Here is a 19,437-nt window from a genome sequence, read left to right as displayed (position 1 = left end):
CAGTTTACAATGTAAATTAAATGCAGTTATAAAATAACAGGGGGATATTAACTTTTACTCAATTTGCTAATGATATACGCCGTTGCAATGGTTGCCAAGGCTGTGCCTACGATGGTAGACAAGCTAGCTCCTAAGAATGGGTTACTATCAAGGAAACGATGGTACATAACGGTACCGGATGCCCAACAAATGATGTATAGGGTAGGACCATGGTCAAGGCGAGGACATTTGCGTAATAAGAAATAATGGGTTAATAAAATAGCAATCATTGGAGCAAAGACAGATCCAATCATATATAAGAAAGGAATAATATTATCCATTGGATAGATGGATGCGCCAATGGTCCCGATAATGGTAACGATGATACCGATGGTACGACCAGAGTATTTAGATTGTAAACTTTCAGAGGAAATACCAGCAGATAGGGCATCCATGAAAGTTGTGGTTACAGTAGAGAATACGATAATGATTAATCCACCAAGACCTAACCCCGCATGAAGAAGGATTTTAGCGATATTGCTTTCATTTGTATACAGCGCAGCTGCAAGGCCTAACACATACATAACGGAACTCGTCACACCATATACAATAGCACTAGCAGCAGTACCTGCAACAGGGTTCTTGGATAAGCGAGTGTAATCACTGATTAGTGGTAGCCAAGACAATGGCATAGCGATGGACAATTCCAAGGCGGCTGTGAAAGTCATTTCATCAGTGATGATGCCTTGGCTGTGGATAGAACTTTCTTGTAATAAGCTAATCAATAAATAGATGCAGAGGATACCTAAACCGTATCCCATAATACTATTGATGTAGCCCATGTTACGAATACCGATGAAGAGCCATACAATGATGAGAGCTCCGATGATGAAAGTCCACGCAGTGAATGGTAGATTCCACAATTCTACGGCACCAAGAGCACCGTCATAAATCATAATGCCAGTCCAGCCGATGAGTTGAAGAACGTTTAAAATGGAAAATAATTTCATGCCCCCATTGCCAAAGACAGTGGATACAGTTTGCATAGAACTCATGTGTTCACGAGCGCCGATGAGTCCTGCACCAAATAATAACAAACAACCGATGACGTGACCGATGATGATGGCTAATAGCCCGTCGGAAAATCCTAGGGGCGCAAAATAGGTGCCCGTCATAATTTCCGCAATAGAAAGAGCGGCGCCAAACCAAATGAGGGACAACCGCGATGATGAAAGTTTTGAATCAGTCATGAATACTCCTATCCATGCCAGTGGGAACAAAAAAGACTAATCTGAAACGATTAGCCTGTAGATGATAGATATTCTTAAGAGACCTAGTGTTGCAAATAGGAACCATATGGTAAAGTGTCCTTATGTATTTGTATAGGTACTACAAAAATATACTAATATATCCCTACGTTGGCATTATCCAAATCAGGTTATGGGTTAGTAGCACATAGCCTCTTCTCAGCCCACTTCAGTGAGCACCCCTTACAGATGTATTATACGAATTGAATGATACTACGTCAATAGGAATGTATAGGTGAATGTAATATATTATATGAAATACATAGGATGTGTGAATATCAATATTGAGAGGAAATATCTTCTAGTGAAAGCAGCTTAGACGTAATTTATTGTATTGCATTGTAGTATATTTCATGTTATAACTAAACTAATATAAGAACCACTAGGGGTGCTTATGCTGAGATTGATGAGTATCGAAACCCTAGACCTGAACCAGATAATGCTGGCGTAGGAAAGTGGATGGCATCGAATACTAGACATTGTACAAGAACCGTCCAAAGGATTGGTTCTTTTTTTGTTACTAGTAAAGGAGATACCTATGAAATTACATAAAGCATTAACGATTGCAGGAACAGATCCAACAGGTGGTGCAGGGGTGATGGCGGACTTGAAAAGCTTTCAAAGTCGTCATGTATACGGTATGGCGGTGATTACATCCGTAGTGGCACAAAATACACGAGGCGTCACAGACATTGCGCATATGGATGTATCTATGATTGAAGCACAGTTACAATCGGTGTATACAGATATTGTGCCGGAAGCTGTTAAAACGGGTATGTTAGCCACCGCAGAAATGATGGAACTCATCGGTACTTATATTGATCCCAAAGTACCCTATGTATTAGATCCAGTGATGATCGCTACCAGTGGGGATCGTTTAATTTCTGATGAGGCTGTGAAAGCATTACAAAGTAAACTGATTCCGAAAGCAACCTTGATTACACCGAATCGTAGTGAGGCTGAAGTGTTAGCAGAGATGAAAATTGATACGGTAGAAGCTCTACATACAGCGGGGATTCGTATGTTACAAGAATTAGGACCTCAAGCAGTGATCATCAAAGGCGGTCACATAGGATCTGAGGCTACAGATTACTTGTTTATGAAAGATACAATGTCCATGCATCGCTCTTGGACAAGCCCTAAATATGACACACTTCATACTCATGGCACAGGTTGTACATTCTCTGCGGTCATCACAGCAGAATTGGCAAAAGGGAAATCTTTAGAAGATGCTATTACGATTGGTAAAGAATATATTCGTTTAGCAATCTTGCATAATCCTGGTTTAGGCAAAGGCAATGGACCGGTGAATCATATGGCCTATGGGGATGAGTATTCTGAATAATCTACGCCGTTATATAGGTATGATGCAAGTCATATCTAATCTTTTTGGTGTCGTGTTATACTATAAGTAATCTGTTTTTGTTGTTATATATGAAACGAGGATTATTTTGAAACATCACGATATAGATACAGTGCGATCCATGATGGGGTTGTACTTCATTTGTGGAACACCGAACACAAAGGATATTTATAAAACTTTAATAGAAGCTTGCAAAGGTGGTATTACTTGCTTTCAACTTCGTGAAAAAGGAGAAGGTGCTCTTGTAGGGTCAGATAAAGAACAGTTGGCACGAGAGTTGCAACACATCTGTAAAGAATATAGTGTTCCTTTCATCATCAATGATGATGTAGAATTAGCCGAACGAATTGGTGCCGATGGAGTCCATGTAGGGCAAGACGATATGGACATTGAAGAGGTACGCAAACGATTGCCGAAGGCTCTAGTGGGTACATCCATTAACTCTGTAGAAGAGTTAGAGAATACAAAGTTGGACTATGTGGATTATATCGGTGTAGGTCCTATGTATGAAACAAGTACAAAAAAAGATGCCAAAGCTGTGCGTGGCCCAGAATTAATTTTAGCTTTACGAGCTCATAATCCAACAATTCCTATGGTGGCTATTGGTGGCATTAATCGAGATAACTTTGATGATGTCTTAGCAGAACCAGTGGATGGCATTGCCGTCATTTCAGCTATCACAGAAATGGAAGACATTGAATATGAAACTGCTATGTGGATAGAGAACATGGAATGGTGTAAGATGTTCTTGGAAAAATAGAGCTGTATTATCTGTGGAACACTGGTGTATGAGAAACTTAAGGATTCTCATTGGGTTATCCCTTGACACTAATCCCTTTTATCCATACAATAATATATATACATAAGTGATGAAGCAGAGGAGTATACTCCCTTTAGCGAGTGAGGATGGTGAAAGCTCACAATTGAGTAGAAGGCGCTGTGGAGCATGAGCAGGAACGTTGTACCATACTAGGTATGGACAATTAGTAAAGGCTATTTTTTAAAAGAGGGCATTAGCCAATTAGGGTGGAACCGCGGGTATATCTCGTCCCTGTAGCGATTTTCGTTGCAGGGACTTTTTTATTCCCTGTAAAACATAAGGAGGAATGGAAATGACATTTCAAGAGATGATTTTTACACTCCAAAACTTCTGGGGTGAACAAGGTTGTATTTTACAACAACCATATGACATTGAAAAAGGGGCGGGTACGATGAACCCAGCCACATTCTTACATGCCTTAGGACCTGAACCTTGGTCTGTATGTTATGTAGAACCATCCCGCCGTCCAGCAGACGGACGTTATGGTGACAATCCAAACCGTTTATTCCAACATCATCAATTCCAAGTTATCATCAAACCTTCTCCAGACAATATTCAAGAATTATACTTGCAAAGTTTGGCTGCTCTTGGCATTCATGCAGAAGATCATGATATCCGTTTCGTAGAAGATAACTGGGAGTCTCCAACATTAGGCGCTTGGGGCCTTGGTTGGGAAGTATGGTTAGATGGCATGGAAGTAACGCAATTTACCTATTTCCAACAAGTGGGATCTATCGATGTAAAACCAGTATCTGTAGAAATCACATATGGTTTAGAACGTTTGGCTATGTACATTCAAGGCGTAGAAAATGTATACGATTTGCAATGGAATGAACAATACACATATGGCGATGTATGGCATGCGAACGAAGTAGAACAATCTACATACAGCTTTGAATTAGCCGATACAGATATGTTGTTCAAATTATTTGACATGTACGAAGCAGAGGCTACACGTGTATGTCAATTGGGCTTTGTGTTGCCGGCTTACGATTATGTGTTGAAATGTTCCCATACATTCAACTTGCTAGATGCACGTGGTGCTATTTCTATTTCTGAAAGAACAGCTTTCATCGGTCGTGTTCGTAACATGGCTCGTATTTGTGCACAAAATTATTTGGCGAAACGAGAAGAACTTGGTTTCCCATTGTTGAAAGGAGATAAATAAGATGGCTAAGGATTTACTCTTTGAAATTGGGGCAGAAGAAATTCCTGCAGGATTTTTGCCAAATATTATCAAACAATTAGGTGAATTAGCAACAGCAGCTTTGGCAGAACGTCACATTCCACATGGGGCTGTGAAAGTGTATGCCACACCTCGTCGTGTTGCATTACTTATCAATGACGTAGCAGAACGTGGTGAAGATGTTCACGAAACTCATAAAGGTCCATCTGTGTCTATCGCCTATGATGCTGATGGCAATGCTACAAAAGCAGCCATCGGTTTTGCTCGTGGTAAAGGATTAGATGTATCTGAACTGAAAGTGGTAGATGGTTACATCTTTGCGGACACAACGACAGCTGGATTAGATACAAAAGAAGTCTTATCTGACGTATTGCCATCCTTGATTACAGGTTTAAGTTTCCCTAAATCCATGCATTGGGGCGATTTAGAAGAACGGTTCGTTCGTCCAGTACGTTGGTTGGTGGCATTATTTGGTCAAGACGTAGTACCAGTGACATTTGCTAATGTAACAAGTACAAATGTAAGCCGTGGACATCGTTTCTTAGGTGAATCTGAATTGACCATAATAGAACCAAAAGATTACTTAGATACACTAACTAAGAACTTCATTATGATCGACCAAGATGTGCGCCGTGAGACAATTCGTAAACAATTAACAGAATTGGCAGCCACTAAAGGGGCTACTGTGGTGTGGGATGAAGATTTATTAGATGAAGTTACATTCCTAGTAGAATATCCAACAGCGCTTTGTGGTACTTTTGATGAAAGCTACTTAGCATTACCATCTGATTGTATCATTACACCAATGAAAGACCATCAACGGTATTTCCCGATGATGGACGGCAAAGGTAAATTACTTCCTATGTTTTTAACAGTTCGCAATGGAGATAGCAAATCCTTAGACGTGGTAGCCGCTGGTAATGAACGTGTACTTCGTGCTCGTTTAGATGATGCGAAATTCTTCTTTAACGAAGACCGCAAAACGCCATTAGCAGGTCGTTATGAAGCATTGACAAAAGTTGTCTTCCAAGAAGGTTTGGGTAATTTAAAAGATAAAACAGAACGTCTATTAACATTAGGTACTACGTTAGCAAAAGAAGTGGGTTTTGCAGATACAGCCACCTTAGAACGCGCTACACATCTTGCTAAAACCGACTTGACTACAGGTATGGTGAGTGAGTTCACAGAATTACAAGGTATTATGGGTAAAGAATATGCTTTACTAGATGGAGAAACACCGGCTGTAGGGGAGGCTATTTTTGAACAATACTTGCCTCGTTTTGCAGGGGATATCTTACCAACTACCGATGCAGGACGCATTTTAAGTATTGTTGACAAAGTCGATACTATCGTAGCTATGTTTAGCCGTGGTTTAATCCCTACAGGTTCTCAAGATCCATATGCATTGCGCCGTCAAACTATCGGTATCATCAACATCTTGATGGATAGCAAATGGTCTTTATCCATGCGTCCAATCTGGATGAAAGCAATGGAATTATTGGGTGTTTCTGCTGATAAACAAGAAGAATTACTAGGTCAACTAGAAAACTTCTTCATCCTTCGATTGAAAAATATTTTGTTAGAACAAGGTATGCCATATCAAGTAGTAGATATCGTATTGAGCCAAGATACTGTAACAGTTGCCTTAGCAGAAGGTTTAGGACAAGCCTTAACAGCTAATCGTTTAGACGAAAACGAACCATTAATGCAAGCTTACACACGTATTTTTAACATGGTGAAAGACGTGACTTTCACAGGCGTTGACGAATCCTTATTAAAAGAAGATTCCGAACAAGCCCTGTACAAAGCGGCATTACCGGTATACACAACGAATCGCAAAGCCTTAGAAGCTGGGGACTATGTGAAAGCGGTAAGCCTAGCAGAATCCTTGGTGCCATATATTGAAACATTCTTCGAACATGTTATGGTTATGGATAAAGACGAAGCTGTGAAACAAAATCGTCTTCAATTATTGCGTATGACGTATGAAGTAAGTAACTTAGGCAAATTGAAGTAGGTCCTTATGATTGTTACAGTATTAACATTTTTTGCTAATCTCTTCATCATCGGCAGCATTGTATATATGTACCAAGCCATCTTTGGACCTATTGATCATCCGTTTCTGATGAAAGTGATGAACCTTTTTCATGTGCGTATTAACCTGGAAAATATTAGCTATGCCGTAGCAGGTACCTCTGTGTTACTTGTGGCGGCACTAGCGCAAATTCCTTGGTTTCATCGCATTACCATGTGGCTCTATGGGGGACGTCGTCCCCTAGGGCAAGAGGTAGAAATTTTGCAGATGATTCAGAAGGATATACAAAACCATACGGGTATCGATATGTCGCAATTCGACTGGTTTATCAAAAATGATGATTCCATCAATGCTTTTGCGATGGGACATAATCGAATTTGTCTCAATACGGGGGCCATCATACAGCTGCCGTATAATGAATTACTAGGCATAGTGGCTCACGAAATGGGACATATTCACCATAAAGATGGGGCCTATGGATTTTCTTGTTTCTATATGAACTATTTGGGACAAATGTGCATTCGTGTGTATGAACTCTTTGCGCGCGTTATATTATGGATTCAATATTTACGACTACCAGTGATTACGTTCATTGTACAGATTTTTTATCTTCTCGTAGTTTTACAAATTCTATTTATGCAGTGGGTCATTAAGGCGCCTTTGGTTATTATTGACTTATTCACAGGTAGACGTGCGGAGTACCGAGCTGATAAATATGCTTATGAAATCGGCTTAGGTGCTGAACTCCATAATGCATTGATTACCTTACGCAACTATACAGTTGAAACTGGTGAAAGTGGGCTCATGAGCAAACTCTATAGCACACATCCAGCTACAGAAAAACGTATCGAACGATTACGTCAATATGTGGAGGGAAAATAGGATAAATTTTAATTTTTATGCTTGCATAAAAACTTTCTTTTGTGATAGAATAATACTGTTAATTTGAGATGGTCCTCTGCTTATAAGGTGTAAGTAACGAACGTCTGCAAAATAGGAGGAAAAAATCGTGAATATTATTGATGTATTAGAAAAAGAACAGCTTCGCTCTGACATTCCTGAGTTCCGCGCTGGTGATACTGTAAAAGTACACGTAAAGGTTGTGGAAGGTAGCCGTGAACGTATTCAGGTTTTCGAAGGATTGGTAATCAACCGTCAAGGTGGTTCCGTTCGTGAAACTTTCACAGTTCGTCGTATCGCTTCTGGTGTTGGTGTTGAACGTGTATTCCCACTTCACAGCCCACGTCTAGCAAAAATCGAAGTAACTCGTCGCGGTATCGTTCGTCGTGCTAAATTGTACTACTTACGTAGCCTTACTGGTAAAGCTGCTCGTATTCGCGAAAAACGCTAATTTAAAAGGGTTAGCCATGAGACGTAAGTCTATGGCTAGCCTTTTTTTATTTCCTATTGCAATAACAATACATTGTAATTATTGTTGTAAATCCTGTCATGGTATCAGTTATATACTTTCAGATTAATCATGTAATTTGATAGTAGTGTCATGATAGATAAAAGAATTGCATAGGAAGATAGTGAATCAATACTTGTATAATGCATATAATAGACGAATAGGTGAAATATGAGTCAAGAAATTTTTCCCGTAGTGCAGTGGTTTCCAGGCCATATGGCAAAAGCCACTCGTATGATTACGGAACATAAAAAGAAAGTAGATGTGGTTATCGAATTACTGGATGCACGTATTCCTCGGAGTAGTGCTAACCCAGTGATTCGTGAATTGATCGGCGATAAGCCACATGTAGTGATTTTAAATAAATGTGATTTGGCGAATCCAAAAGCTACAAAAGAATGGATTGAATTTTTCAAAAACGAAGGTATTCATGCCATAGCTATTGATTCCAAAAATGGGAAAGGTAATAAACAGTTGGTGAAAACTGTAGAATCCTTAGCACAGCCCATCATCGATCGTTGGCTAAAAAAAGGTATCAAAGGTCGCACCGTGCGCACTATGATTTTAGGTATTCCCAATGTAGGCAAATCCACATTAATCAATAAATTAGCTGGATCTGCAGCGACACGAACTGCCAATAAACCTGGTCACACACGTGGTCAACAATGGGTTAAAGTAGGCAAGAATTTGGAATTGTTAGATACGCCAGGTGTGTTGTGGCCTAAGTTTGAAGACCAACGAGCAGCCGCACGGTTAGCAATGACAGGTGCGATTTCTGACGATGTTTACGATTTAGATTCTGTGATTAAGCAGTTATTGGCATATTTAGAAGAGCATGAATCGACGCTACTGCATGAACGCTATAAATTGACGGAAGAAGAACGCACATCTGTAGATACTATGTTAGAGGCTATTGGCCGCCGTCGTGGTTGTTTAGTGAGCGGTGGCGTCGTGGATTATGATAAGGTACGTCGTGTGATTTTAACTGATTACCGCAATAACAAATTGGGATACATTACCTTTGATGGCGTCGATGAGGAGCCGTACTATGTTGACGAAGAATGACTTTCATCAGTTGAAAGTAAAAGAAATTAAAGAATTATTGCAAGGCGAATGTTCTTTTGACTATGTACAATGGGCATTAGAAGATTCACGTGAATCCGTAAAGAATGCAGCTGGTGTGTATTTACGAAAACAAAAAAAGGTCTTAGAAGAGCAACAGCGGTTAGAAGCTATGTACGCCTATGAAGATAGCTTCTATGAAGAAGGAAAATTTTTAGTAGCTGGTGTAGATGAAGTGGGTAGAGGTCCTATTGCAGGGCCAGTCACAGTAGCAGCTGTTATTTTACCACCTCATTGCAAGTTAGTAGGGTTGAATGACTCTAAAAAATTGACGCCTGAAAAGCGAGATGCTTTGTTTGATCAAATCATGGAGGTAGCAGTAGCTGTACATTGTGTATCTTATGAGGCAGAAGTGATTGATAAGCTCAATATTTATGAAGCTACACGACAAGCTATGTATGAGGCTATACGCAATTTGCCAGTACAGGCAGAAGCTGTCTTGTCGGATGCCATGAAATTACCAGATTTAGACGTACCAGTGGAATCTTTGATTAAGGGGGATTCTAAAAGTGCGTCCATTGCGGCCGCTTCCATTGTAGCGAAGGTAACACGGGATCGCTTTATGGAGTCTATGGACGAAGAATATCCAGGATTTGGCTTTGCTATTCATAAAGGATACTATACAGATGTACACAAGCAGGCTATCAAAGACTTAGGCATTACTCCATTGCATCGGCATAGTTTTGAACCCATAAAATCCATTGTAGCAGGTAAGCCTGTGGAAGAAATATAAACTGTAGAGTAGGGTTTTAGCCTAGTATAGGCTTACAGGTAATATCTTATCTGTCATCTCTATTGGTGATAAATAATAGTATATTGTTTTATAAAAGCATTCTTATAGAGTATTCTATGAGGATGCTTTTTTTATATCGATAATTGTATATGGATTATAACACTCTTAGAGGAGTACACTCCTAACAGTGTGGGGTGCACCGTTTACATTCTTTCATAATGAAAGTAATGTAGAACTAAGGAGGTGCCTATGAACCATATTGAATTAGGAAGATACGGAGAAGACCTAGCTACAAGTTATTTAAAAGATCAAGGCTATGATGTATTGGAACGAAATGTACGCTATCGATTCGGTGAAGTAGATATTATTGCTAAAAAAGAAAATATACTTATTGTAGTAGAAGTGAAAACGAGACGTACCCAAACCTATGGAATGCCCTGCGAGGCGGTGCATTGGAAAAAGAAACAACACATACGTCATGTTATATCTATGTTTTTGGCAACTCGTGATATAGAGTATGAATCTATACGATTTGATGTGATAGAAGTATATGTACCTCAAGCAGGAGATTCTGAATTACGGCATATGAAAGCATGTCATTTATAAGATAGGAGGAGAACCATGTATGCAAAAACCTATGGAGTATGTGTAAGTGGTATTGATGGCTATGTGGTGACCGTAGAAGTAGATATTAGCCCAGGCTTACCAAGTTTTGATATTGTTGGCTTACCAGCTACCTCTGTGAAAGAGGCAAAAGAGCGAGTCCGATCTGCTATCAAAAATGGGGGCTTTGAGTTTCCTATGAAACGAATCGTGGTCAATTTGGCGCCTGCACATATTCGGAAAGATGGATCATCCTTAGATTTAGCCATTGCCATGGGTATTTTAGCAGCCCTAGAGGAAGGTAAACATAAGAAAAAACAGTCTATACAATGGAATCACCATGTATTTATAGGAGAATTATCATTGGATGGTTCTTTGCAACCTGTAATGGGTATGTTATCTATGGTGATGGGGGTGACAAATCAGGAGTTAGGAAATGAACATAGTTATACTTCTATGGTAGAAGATATTATTGTGCCACTGGGAAATCATGAAGAGGCTACTAGTGGTTCCTCTATGCCTGTATATGGTTTGTCTACTTTATCTGAAGTTGTAGAATTAGTAGAGCATCCTGAAAAGAAAGCAAAGCTGTGTGTACAGACATCGATAGTGCCGTCAAAACGTAGAGTGGAAATATTAGATTTACAAGATGTAAAAGGACAAGTGATGGCTAAGCGAGCCTTAGAAATAGCAGCGGCGGGTGGGCATCATTTGTTGATGACCGGACCTCCTGGATCGGGAAAGACTATGTTAGCTAAACGATTGCCGTTTTTATTGCCACCTCTTTCACGAGAGGAACAACTAGAGGTAAGCCGCATTTATAGTGTGATGGGGTTATTAAAAAGTGGTCGATTAATGGAAGAGCGACCATTTCGCAGTCCTCATCATACGAGTACATTAGTGGCTATGGCGGGAGGAGGACAACCGCCAAAACCAGGAGAAATTACCTTGGCACATAAAGGCGTTTTATTTTTGGATGAAGCACCAGAATTTCGTAGGCCTGTCATAGAGGTTCTGAGACAGCCCTTAGAAGAACGACAAGTACATATTGCACGCATCGGAATGGCAACTACCTATCCCAGTGATTGTATTGTTGTCATGGCTATGAATCCATGTCCATGTGGATGGTTTGGAACGGAAGAAGATCATCGATGTACTTGTACAGCTACGCAAATTCAAAGATACCAACGAGTGTTATCAGGACCTATTCTGGATAGAATGGATCTAGTAGTACCCGTAGAAAGACCTACTTTAACAGAGATATATGCCCCTAAGGATGAAGTTAGTACAGAGCAAGTACGTAGCCGTGTTATCCGTGCTAGATCTATGCAAACTGAAAGATATAAAGGAACGAATATTGGGGTGAACTCACATTTAAGTCATAGTGATATAGAAATGTATGTGAAACTTTCTGAGCAAGCTAAAGAATTGCTAGATTCAGCTTTTACTACATTACATTTGAGTTTACGTAGTTATGACCGCATTATCAAAGTAGCAAGAACAATCGCTGATTTAGCAGAATCTGAGGAGATTTTAACAGACCATGTGGCAGAGGCCTTAAGTTATCGGCAAGTACAGGAGGGATTGTAAATGAAAGAGGAAATCTATGCGAGTGCTCTCCAACATGTGGTAGGATTAGGTAATGCTAGTTTAGGTAATTTATTTACTTATTACGAAAGTGCAAAGGAAGCTTGGCATCATGTGTTACATCATAATGTAGAACCATCGTTAGGTTGTAAATATGAATTGTTTGATGAAATTCGTCGACCTATCAATGAAAGCTTTCTATTACAATTAGAAGAAGATTTAGAGCGCTTTCATATGCATGTGATTACTTGGGAATCTCCTTACTATCCTAAATCGTTACTAGAGATTTATAATAGTCCTCGAGTGTTGTATGGGCGTGGAAATATAGAAGTGTTGCAGCATATGGATCGTTCGTTAGCAATGGTAGGCGCTAGAAAATGCTCTTCTTATGGTGTACAAGTAGCTAGATACTTTGGCCGTGCTTTATCTAACTTAGGTATTATCGTTGTTAGTGGCGGCGCTATGGGCATCGATCGTGCTAGCCATGAAGGAGCTTTGCAAGGACAAACTCCAACGATTGCCGTCATGGGCTGTGGTTTAAATGTAACCTATCCAAGAACAAATCGGAATTTATTTTTAGAAATTTTAGAAAAAGATGGATTATTACTATCTGAATATGGACCGCATATGCAAGCTAAGAGCCATCACTTTCCTTCTCGAAATCGAATTATTAGTGGTATGACGAGAGGCACCATTGTTGTGGAGGCAAAAGCTAGCAGTGGTTCTTTGATTACTGCTGATATGGCGATAAATGAAGGAAGAGATGTGTTTACTATACCAGGGAATGTATTGACACATACTTGTGATGGAAATCATTGGCTTATTCAGCAAGGGGCTACTGTCTTAACAGATCCTGAACAAGTATTGCATGAATATGGTTGGCAAAAAGTCGCAAAGTATAGTAACATGAATAGTGAAAAAGTAAACACAGTGAATGAAGAGGAACAACGTGTACTAGAGGCTATGAATCCTGGTGGAAATACGACGATAGAAGAATTAGTACATACTACTCAATTGCCGTTAACAAATCTTCATACACTGCTGTTACAATTAGAACTAAAACAAATGATTACACATACCTCTCAGGGGTATGTACTACATACTTAGAGGAGGAAGATTTTTGGCCATTACTAGATCCTTCGTTACAGGGGAGAAAAAAAAAGACAAAGAAACAAAAGAAGCTGTCAAATCAAGCGCCAAAGCACCAGAGTCTAGACCTTTGGTTATGCGTCCAGAACCGATTACAATGGAACATAAACGGACTTTCAAAAAAGATGGAAAAACTTTAATCATCGTGGAATCTCCAGCAAAGTCAAAGACTATTGAAAAATTTTTAGGAGATGACTATGTGGTAAAAGCTAGCATGGGACATTTGAGAGATTTACCTAAAATGCAAATGGGTGTATCCATTACTAATGGATTTTTACCTAGATATTTGAATGTACCAGGTAGAAAGGCTGTTATCGAAGAGTTACGTAAAGAAGCAGATAAGGCAAAAGCTGTGTATTTGGCAACTGACCCTGACCGTGAAGGAGAGGCCATCTCTTGGCATTTAGCTCATATTTTAAATATAGATGGTACTACGCCATGTCGGGTGACTTTCAATGAGATTACTAAGCATGCTATTCAAGAGGCGATTTCAACACCTAGACCGATTGATATGCATATGGTAGATGCTCAGCAGGCTCGTCGTGTATTGGACCGTATTGTAGGTTATAAATTAAGCCCTTTGCTTTGGAAAAAGATTTGCAAAGGACTTAGTGCCGGACGTGTTCAATCCGTAGCCGTACGCATTATCTGTGAGCGGGAACGTGAGATCCAAGCGTTTATTCCAGAAGAATACTGGACTATCGAAGGTGTGTATCAAACCGCTAAGAATGAACAATTTGATGTGGTAGTGACTCACAAAGATAATGAAAAGTTAACGATTTCTAATGAAACAGAAAGTGATGCCGTATTAAGCGTTATTCGTGGCCGTGAAAGTGTAGTTAGTTCTGTAGAATCACGGCAACGTAGTCGTAAAGCACCTGCTCCTTTTACGACGTCGACGATGCAACAAGAAGGTGTACGCAAACTGAATATGAATGCAAAACGCATTATGTCTGCAGCACAACATTTATATGAAGGTAAAGAAATTGGGGGCTATGGTCATGTAGGTTTGATTACCTATATGCGTACAGATTCCACTCGGGTATCAAAGGAAATGCAAGAAGCGGCTAAAGCCTATATTCTCAAGACCTTTGGGAAGGAGTTTTATCCGAGTAAACCAAATGTATTTGGAGCGAAGGCGAATGCTCAAGATGCGCATGAAGCGATTCGTCCTACCATGTTGGAATTACCACCTAAAGCGGTAGCGTCCTATCTATCTAGTGATGAGTTAAAATTATATACCTTGATTTGGAATCGATTTTTAGCGAGTCAAATGGCTCCACAGAAAAGTGAAACTATCACTATGCAATTTCATGTAGATGAGTATACATTGAAGGCTTCTGGGAATCGTGTATTATTTAAAGGTTTTACAGAAGTCTATGAAGACGCTAAAAAAGAGGATGACCATATACTGCCAGCCCTAGAGGAAGGGCAAGCTATTATGCCTATCTCTATGGATGGTATACAGCATTTTACGCAACCTCCAAGCCGTTATTCTGAGGCAGGTCTTATCAAAGTATTAGAAGAACAGGGAATTGGTCGACCAAGTACGTATGCAGCTACTATTGATACGATCTTAAAACGGAATTATGTGGAGCGTAAGGATAAACAATTTATTCCTACTGATTTAGGTTTTGCCGTGGTGGAATTTTTAACAACTCATTTTGAAAAGTTCATTAATATGAAATTTACTGCCTCTATGGAGGAAGATTTAGACCATATTGCACAAGGGACTAACTTCTACGAAGCTGTTATCCATTCATTTTATGATAGTTTTGAGAAGGAATTACACACAGCTGAATCGGCTGAGAAGATAGAACTGGAAGCAGAGAAGAGTGGTATCCTTTGTGAAAAATGTGGACATGATATGGTCTATAAACTAGGGCCTTATGGTAAATATTTAGCATGTTCTAACTTTCCAGATTGTCGAAATATTAAGTCCATTACAGTTAGCACGGGAGTGACATGTCCTAAATGTAAATCTCATGAGATTTTAGAACGTAAATCCAAGAGAGGTCGTGTTTTTTATGGTTGTGAAGGGTACCCATCTTGTGATTTTACAATGTGGGATAAACCTATTGATAAAACTTGTCCCGTTTGTGGTAGCTTAATGGCTGAAAAAATATACAAAAATGGAAATAAAAAAGAGTTTTGTTCCAATCCTGAATGTGAAACAAGGCCAAAACGTAAACCTAGAACAAAGAAAGAAGATAAAGAATGAAAGATTTTGTAACTATTATTGGAGCTGGTCTTGCTGGCTCTGAGGCAGCCTATCAACTGGCTAAGCGTGGTATCCCTGTGCACTTATATGAAATGCGTCCCAAAGTGTCTTCACCGGCTCATCATACAGATCAATTTGCAGAGTTAGTATGCTCTAACTCTTTGCGTGCGAATACGATAGAAAATGCAGTGGGTCTTTTGAAAGAAGAAATGCGTCGTTTAGACTCTTTAATCATGGAATCTGCTGATGCCAGTCAAGTTCCGGCAGGTGGTGCCTTGGCTGTAGATCGTCATGCTTTTAGCAAAAGGGTCACAGAACGTATTAAAGAACACCCTTTAATCACAGTGATTCATGAAGAAGTGACAGAGATTCCAGATGAAGGTATTGTTATTTTTGCAAGTGGTCCACTCACATCAGAAGCATTAGGAACTAAGATTAAAGAGTTAACTGGTTCTAAAGATTTTTATTTCTATGATGCAGCAGCACCTATTGTAACAGCAGAGTCTTTGAATTACGATAAAGTATTTGCAGCCTCACGGTATGATAAAGGGGATGCAGATTATTTAAACTGCCCTATGACGAAAGAAGAATATGATGCTTTCTATGAAGCGTTAACTACAGCCGATGTAGTACAACCAAAAGATTTTGAAAAAGAAATCTATTTTGAAGGATGTATGCCTGTAGAAATTATGGCATCTCGAGGGCTAGATACATTGCGCTATGGGCCTTTGAAACCGGTTGGTCTTGTAGATCCACGGAACAATATTGAGTGGCATGCAGTAGTGCAGTTGCGCAAGGAAAATAAAGAAGCTACTATGTACAACTTAGTAGGCTTTCAAACGCATTTAAAATGGGGCGAACAAAAGCGAGTATTCCAAATGATTCCAGGGTTAGAGAATGCTGAATTTATTCGCTATGGTGTCATGCATCGTAACACATATATTAACTCTCCAGAACTGTTGAACCAAGCATTCCAACTACAATCTAATGCACGATTGTTTTTTGCTGGTCAAATGACAGGTGTGGAAGGGTATCTAGAATCAGCAGCTGCAGGTATGATGGTAGCTATCCAAGTGGCGCGTATGTTGCATGGCAAAGAATTTGTTACATTCCCTAAAACAACGGCTCTTGGTGGGTTAAGCCATTATATTAGTGCTTATGAAGGTTCAAATTTCCAACCAATGAATGTAAATTTTGGTATCATGGAACCTTGGGGAGCTAAAGTACGTAAGAAAAAAGAAAAAAATGCATTAATTGCTCAACGTGCATTAGAAGAATTAGAGGCATTAATTGTAGCAGAAGAGTTACTGTCTTAATTAATAGTTTTGTACTTGATAGATATAGTGTTTTACATATTCAAAGGCAAGAGAATTTTGCAATATTTGAAGTTTTATAGATAAGAAAAAGAGGAAAGGATTTGCTATGTGCAATCCTTTCCTCTTTATATTTCTTATTAGCTTGATTTTATAGGCATCACTTTGTGTTGAAACTAATGAATCATTATTTTCCTTTTTTGCCTTTCCCTATAGGGAATACATGTGTATCCGTTGTTCCTTTATAATGAAGGTATAGCCAGATGCCAAAGGACACAGCCATGACAATTAAGCTTGTAACCTGTGCTGACTTAAAGCCTAATGTTAGGTTTACATAATCTCCACGTAAAAATTCTAAGAAGAATCGCAAGGCAGAATACAAGAATGCATATAAGCAGAAGATTTGTCCTTTTTTATGAGGGAATACGTTAGCCAATAGTAAGATAACAAACAAAATAATATCTACTTGACCTTCCCATATTTCAGCAGGCCATAATGGTTGATTACCATAAGTGCGGTATGCCAAGGTAGTTTCTGGATAAAGAATACCGAAGTTTCCCCCAGTAGGGTGACCAAAGGCATCACCATTCATGACATTCGCCATACGTCCCACAGATTGACCTACCATAAGGGCTGGTGCAAATAAATCAGCAAAGGCCCAAGGGTCAACATGTTGCTTTTTTAAATAATAAATGCCAGCAATGGCACCTAACAATACGCCACCTTGGATAGCCATGCCACCTTGCCATACGTAAGGAATTTCCAATAAGTGATTGTGATAGTATCCCCAGTCAAAGAAGAATACATCCCATAGTCGAGCACCGATGATACCAGCTATAGCAACAGTAATGGTGAAATCCACCATATGTTTTTCCCATCCACGGCCATCTTTTTTCATAATGAAGTAGCCTACAACGGCAGCGCTAATAATACCTAAAGCGAGAAGTAAACCGTAGGCGCGTACTGGAAAGCCTCCGATAAAAAATAAATATTGATGCATAGAACCTCCTATTATTTCTATTTTAAATGTTTCTAACAAATCCTACCTTTGTAGTGTACCATAAATTTTAGAGAAATAGTATAGTGTTCCCACTATATAGGCTGAATGTGATATAATATAAAGGTTAAAAGGAGCGCTTATGAAACACTTACAAGTTATGAAACATTTGGTGCTAGGAATATCTGCATTTAGTTTGTTTGCTTCCTATCAAGTAGCAGAGGCAACAATCCATATTCCCTTTCCAGCACTGTCCAATACAACAACAGCAGTAGAACCTACACAATATGTAGGTCCCATGTTGTATGTCCCAGAAAAGCAAGAAGTTACATTACCTATCACTATGGTATTTGATCCGATAGTATCAGAAACAGCGTATGATAAAAAGTATGTACAGAATGGTACGTCAATTATGTCTCCCAGCTGGTTTGAGTTGACTACGACTGGTCTAAAAGCTAGTTCTAAGCTATCGTATGACTATGTAAATAGTTATAAGGAAAAAGGATATCGTGTATGGCCTTTGATTACAAACCAATTCGATCCAGATATGACTAGTAAAATCCTTGCTAATGAATCTATGTGGGAACGATATAAACAAGGCCTCATTAATTATGCTACAGAGTATGGTTATGATGGATATAATTTTGATTTTGAAAATGTTCATTACAAAGATAAAACACAGCTAACTAAGTTTGTGGATTTTCTTGCTAAGGGATTGAGAGATTATAACCTACATAGTTCTATTGATGTAACGGGTTATTCTAATAGTGAAAACTGGTCTTTAGTATATGACCGCAAGGCCTATGCTGATGCAGTAGATTATGTAGTACTTATGGCGTACGATGAAACTTGGGCATCTAGTGATACAGCAGGACCGGTGGCTTCCTACCCATGGGTGAGAAAGCATGCAGAGCAAATGCTTTCAGAAGTACCAGCATCAAAACTTGTATTGGGCATCCCATTTTATATGCGTGAATGGTCTGTACCAGTGAAAGGTTCTTGGGAAGGAAAAGCAAAAAGTAAAACGCTAGCGATGACAAGAGCCCTTGATTTAGAACGTGAGTACAGAGATGTGATGCTTTGGGATAATCATTTAAAAGGTAATTATTTAACGTTGACGAATAAAAATGGTGTCTATGGTATTTATGATGAAAAGAAACCATATGAGGGGACACTCACAAAAATTTGGTTTGAAGATCCACAGTCGTTAAGCTATAAAGTGGGTCTTGTAAAAGAATTACAACTTGCAGGAGTCGCGGCTTGGCGTAAAGGTTTTGAAGCTAGTGATGTATGGCCGGTGCTGAGTTTTGCTCTAGACGGTGCTAATACGAATAGTACTGAAAAGGGGAAAGCAATTTCAGATAAAAAAGATCATAAAAAAGAAGTAAAAAAACAAGAGAAAAAGAAAGATAAGAAGAAAGATAAGAAGGAAGATAAGAAGAAAAAATCTAAACATAGAGATACTTCAGAAGTGACAAAGATTTCTAAAGACGGTAAAGAAATTGTGTTACAGTTTAAGAAAACGCATAAAGACACTGATGAAACAGGTGTTGTAAAGGTTACAAAAGAAAAAAAGTCTTTGCCTAAAGACTAAGATTTGGAGTATACTTAAGA

16 protein-coding genes and 2 riboswitches are annotated in these 19,437 nt (G+C 39.2%); of the genes, 14 read left to right on the top strand and 2 right to left on the bottom strand.

Translation table 11 applies throughout. The features are described 5' to 3' along the window. Window positions 1–47 precede the first annotated feature (47 nt). Window positions 48–1,229 (bottom strand): putative hydroxymethylpyrimidine transporter CytX, encoded by a 1,182-nt coding sequence (gene cytX / locus EO117_RS03725; RefSeq protein ID WP_126939160.1) that lies wholly within the window; start codon window positions 1,227–1,229, stop codon window positions 48–50. Window positions 1,230–1,372: 143 nt separating this feature from the next. Then, a riboswitch (TPP riboswitch) is annotated at window positions 1,373–1,480 on the bottom strand. 180 nt (window positions 1,481–1,660) lie between these two features. Continuing rightward, a riboswitch (TPP riboswitch) is annotated at window positions 1,661–1,757 on the top strand. Between the two features lie 67 nt (window positions 1,758–1,824). On the opposite strand from cytX, the gene thiD reads away from it, so the two are divergent. The 13 genes from thiD (at window position 1,825) to trmFO (ending at window position 16,829) form a co-directional block, all read left to right on the top strand. Further along, window positions 1,825–2,631, top strand: a complete 807-nt coding sequence (gene thiD / locus EO117_RS03720; protein ID WP_126939159.1) for a bifunctional hydroxymethylpyrimidine kinase/phosphomethylpyrimidine kinase — start codon at window positions 1,825–1,827, stop codon at window positions 2,629–2,631. Between the two features lie 106 nt (window positions 2,632–2,737). Beyond that, window positions 2,738–3,409, top strand: a complete 672-nt coding sequence (gene thiE, locus EO117_RS03715) for a thiamine phosphate synthase (RefSeq protein WP_206168586.1) — start codon at window positions 2,738–2,740, stop codon at window positions 3,407–3,409. A 352-nt stretch (window positions 3,410–3,761) separates the two neighbouring features. Continuing rightward, on the top strand, window positions 3,762–4,637 hold the full coding sequence (gene glyQ, locus EO117_RS03710) for a glycine--tRNA ligase subunit alpha (protein WP_009354040.1): 876 nt from the start codon (window positions 3,762–3,764) through the stop codon (window positions 4,635–4,637). A gap of 1 nt (window position 4,638) precedes the next feature. Next, window positions 4,639–6,672 carry a glycine--tRNA ligase subunit beta gene (gene glyS / locus EO117_RS03705; RefSeq protein WP_126939158.1) on the top strand — a complete coding sequence of 678 codons (2,034 nt, stop codon included), beginning with the start codon at window positions 4,639–4,641 and terminating at the stop codon, window positions 6,670–6,672. A 6-nt stretch (window positions 6,673–6,678) separates the two neighbouring features. Then, window positions 6,679–7,572 (top strand): zinc metalloprotease HtpX, encoded by an 894-nt coding sequence (locus tag EO117_RS03700; protein ID WP_126939157.1) that lies wholly within the window; start codon window positions 6,679–6,681, stop codon window positions 7,570–7,572. Between the two features lie 127 nt (window positions 7,573–7,699). Continuing rightward, complete coding sequence (gene rplS, locus EO117_RS03695; protein WP_062402893.1) at window positions 7,700–8,041, top strand: 50S ribosomal protein L19; 342 nt, start codon at window positions 7,700–7,702, stop codon at window positions 8,039–8,041. 228 nt (window positions 8,042–8,269) lie between these two features. After that, on the top strand, window positions 8,270–9,163 hold the full coding sequence (ylqF, locus tag EO117_RS03690) for a ribosome biogenesis GTPase YlqF (protein ID WP_126939156.1): 894 nt from the start codon (window positions 8,270–8,272) through the stop codon (window positions 9,161–9,163). Continuing rightward, window positions 9,150–9,953: a ribonuclease HII gene (locus EO117_RS03685; RefSeq protein ID WP_126939175.1), complete on the top strand. Its 804-nt coding sequence runs from the start codon at window positions 9,150–9,152 to the stop codon at window positions 9,951–9,953. The genes ylqF and EO117_RS03685 overlap by 14 nt, the downstream gene beginning before the upstream one ends. 249 nt (window positions 9,954–10,202) lie before the next feature. Beyond that, window positions 10,203–10,559, top strand: coding sequence for a YraN family protein (locus EO117_RS03680; RefSeq protein WP_126939155.1), 357 nt, complete (start codon window positions 10,203–10,205; stop codon window positions 10,557–10,559). A gap of 15 nt (window positions 10,560–10,574) precedes the next feature. Next, complete coding sequence (locus EO117_RS03675; protein ID WP_126939154.1) at window positions 10,575–12,146, top strand: YifB family Mg chelatase-like AAA ATPase; 1,572 nt, start codon at window positions 10,575–10,577, stop codon at window positions 12,144–12,146. Continuing rightward, complete coding sequence (dprA, locus tag EO117_RS03670; protein ID WP_126939153.1) at window positions 12,147–13,250, top strand: DNA-processing protein DprA; 1,104 nt, start codon at window positions 12,147–12,149, stop codon at window positions 13,248–13,250. Window positions 13,251–13,263: 13 nt separating this feature from the next. Next, window positions 13,264–15,513 (top strand): type I DNA topoisomerase, encoded by a 2,250-nt coding sequence (topA, locus tag EO117_RS03665; RefSeq protein ID WP_126939152.1) that lies wholly within the window; start codon window positions 13,264–13,266, stop codon window positions 15,511–15,513. Continuing rightward, the gene (gene trmFO / locus EO117_RS03660; protein WP_126939151.1) at window positions 15,510–16,829 is read left to right on the top strand and encodes a methylenetetrahydrofolate--tRNA-(uracil(54)-C(5))-methyltransferase (FADH(2)-oxidizing) TrmFO; all 1,320 of its coding nucleotides are present in this window, start codon (window positions 15,510–15,512) and stop codon (window positions 16,827–16,829) included. The genes topA and trmFO overlap by 4 nt, the downstream gene beginning before the upstream one ends. 184 nt (window positions 16,830–17,013) lie before the next feature. Here the strand turns inward: trmFO and lgt are convergent, their stop codons facing one another. After that, window positions 17,014–17,826, bottom strand: a complete 813-nt coding sequence (gene lgt, locus EO117_RS03655) for a prolipoprotein diacylglyceryl transferase (RefSeq protein ID WP_126939150.1) — start codon at window positions 17,824–17,826, stop codon at window positions 17,014–17,016. Window positions 17,827–17,965: 139 nt separating this feature from the next. Here lgt and EO117_RS03650 point away from each other — a divergent pair, with 139 nt between their 5' ends. Continuing rightward, entirely contained in the window at window positions 17,966–19,417 is a 1,452-nt protein-coding gene (locus EO117_RS03650) for a glycosyl hydrolase family 18 protein (RefSeq protein WP_126939149.1), read from the top strand. Window positions 19,418–19,437: the final 20 nt, after the last annotated feature.

The sequence above is a fragment of the Veillonella sp. VA142 genome (assembly GCF_003992135.1).
In the GTDB taxonomy this organism is placed as follows: Bacteria; Bacillota; Negativicutes; order Veillonellales; family Veillonellaceae; genus F0422.
Note: the sequence above shows the minus strand (reverse complement) of the source record. Positions and strands in the feature narration are given on the sequence as shown.

Coding starts and splice junctions, on each gene's coding strand:
- lgt (WP_126939150.1), bottom strand. CDS start 17,826: ATGCATCAATATTTATTTTTTATCGGAGGCTTTCCAGTACGCGCCTAC.
- glyQ (WP_009354040.1), top strand. CDS start 3,762: ATGACATTTCAAGAGATGATTTTTACACTCCAAAACTTCTGGGGTGAA.
- cytX (WP_126939160.1), bottom strand. CDS start 1,229: ATGACTGATTCAAAACTTTCATCATCGCGGTTGTCCCTCATTTGGTTT.
- ylqF (WP_126939156.1), top strand. CDS start 8,270: ATGAGTCAAGAAATTTTTCCCGTAGTGCAGTGGTTTCCAGGCCATATG.
- glyS (WP_126939158.1), top strand. CDS start 4,639: ATGGCTAAGGATTTACTCTTTGAAATTGGGGCAGAAGAAATTCCTGCA.
- EO117_RS03675 (WP_126939154.1), top strand. CDS start 10,575: ATGTATGCAAAAACCTATGGAGTATGTGTAAGTGGTATTGATGGCTAT.
- EO117_RS03650 (WP_126939149.1), top strand. CDS start 17,966: ATGAAACACTTACAAGTTATGAAACATTTGGTGCTAGGAATATCTGCA.
- dprA (WP_126939153.1), top strand. CDS start 12,147: ATGAAAGAGGAAATCTATGCGAGTGCTCTCCAACATGTGGTAGGATTA.
- trmFO (WP_126939151.1), top strand. CDS start 15,510: ATGAAAGATTTTGTAACTATTATTGGAGCTGGTCTTGCTGGCTCTGAG.
- EO117_RS03680 (WP_126939155.1), top strand. CDS start 10,203: ATGAACCATATTGAATTAGGAAGATACGGAGAAGACCTAGCTACAAGT.
- thiD (WP_126939159.1), top strand. CDS start 1,825: ATGAAATTACATAAAGCATTAACGATTGCAGGAACAGATCCAACAGGT.
- EO117_RS03700 (WP_126939157.1), top strand. CDS start 6,679: ATGATTGTTACAGTATTAACATTTTTTGCTAATCTCTTCATCATCGGC.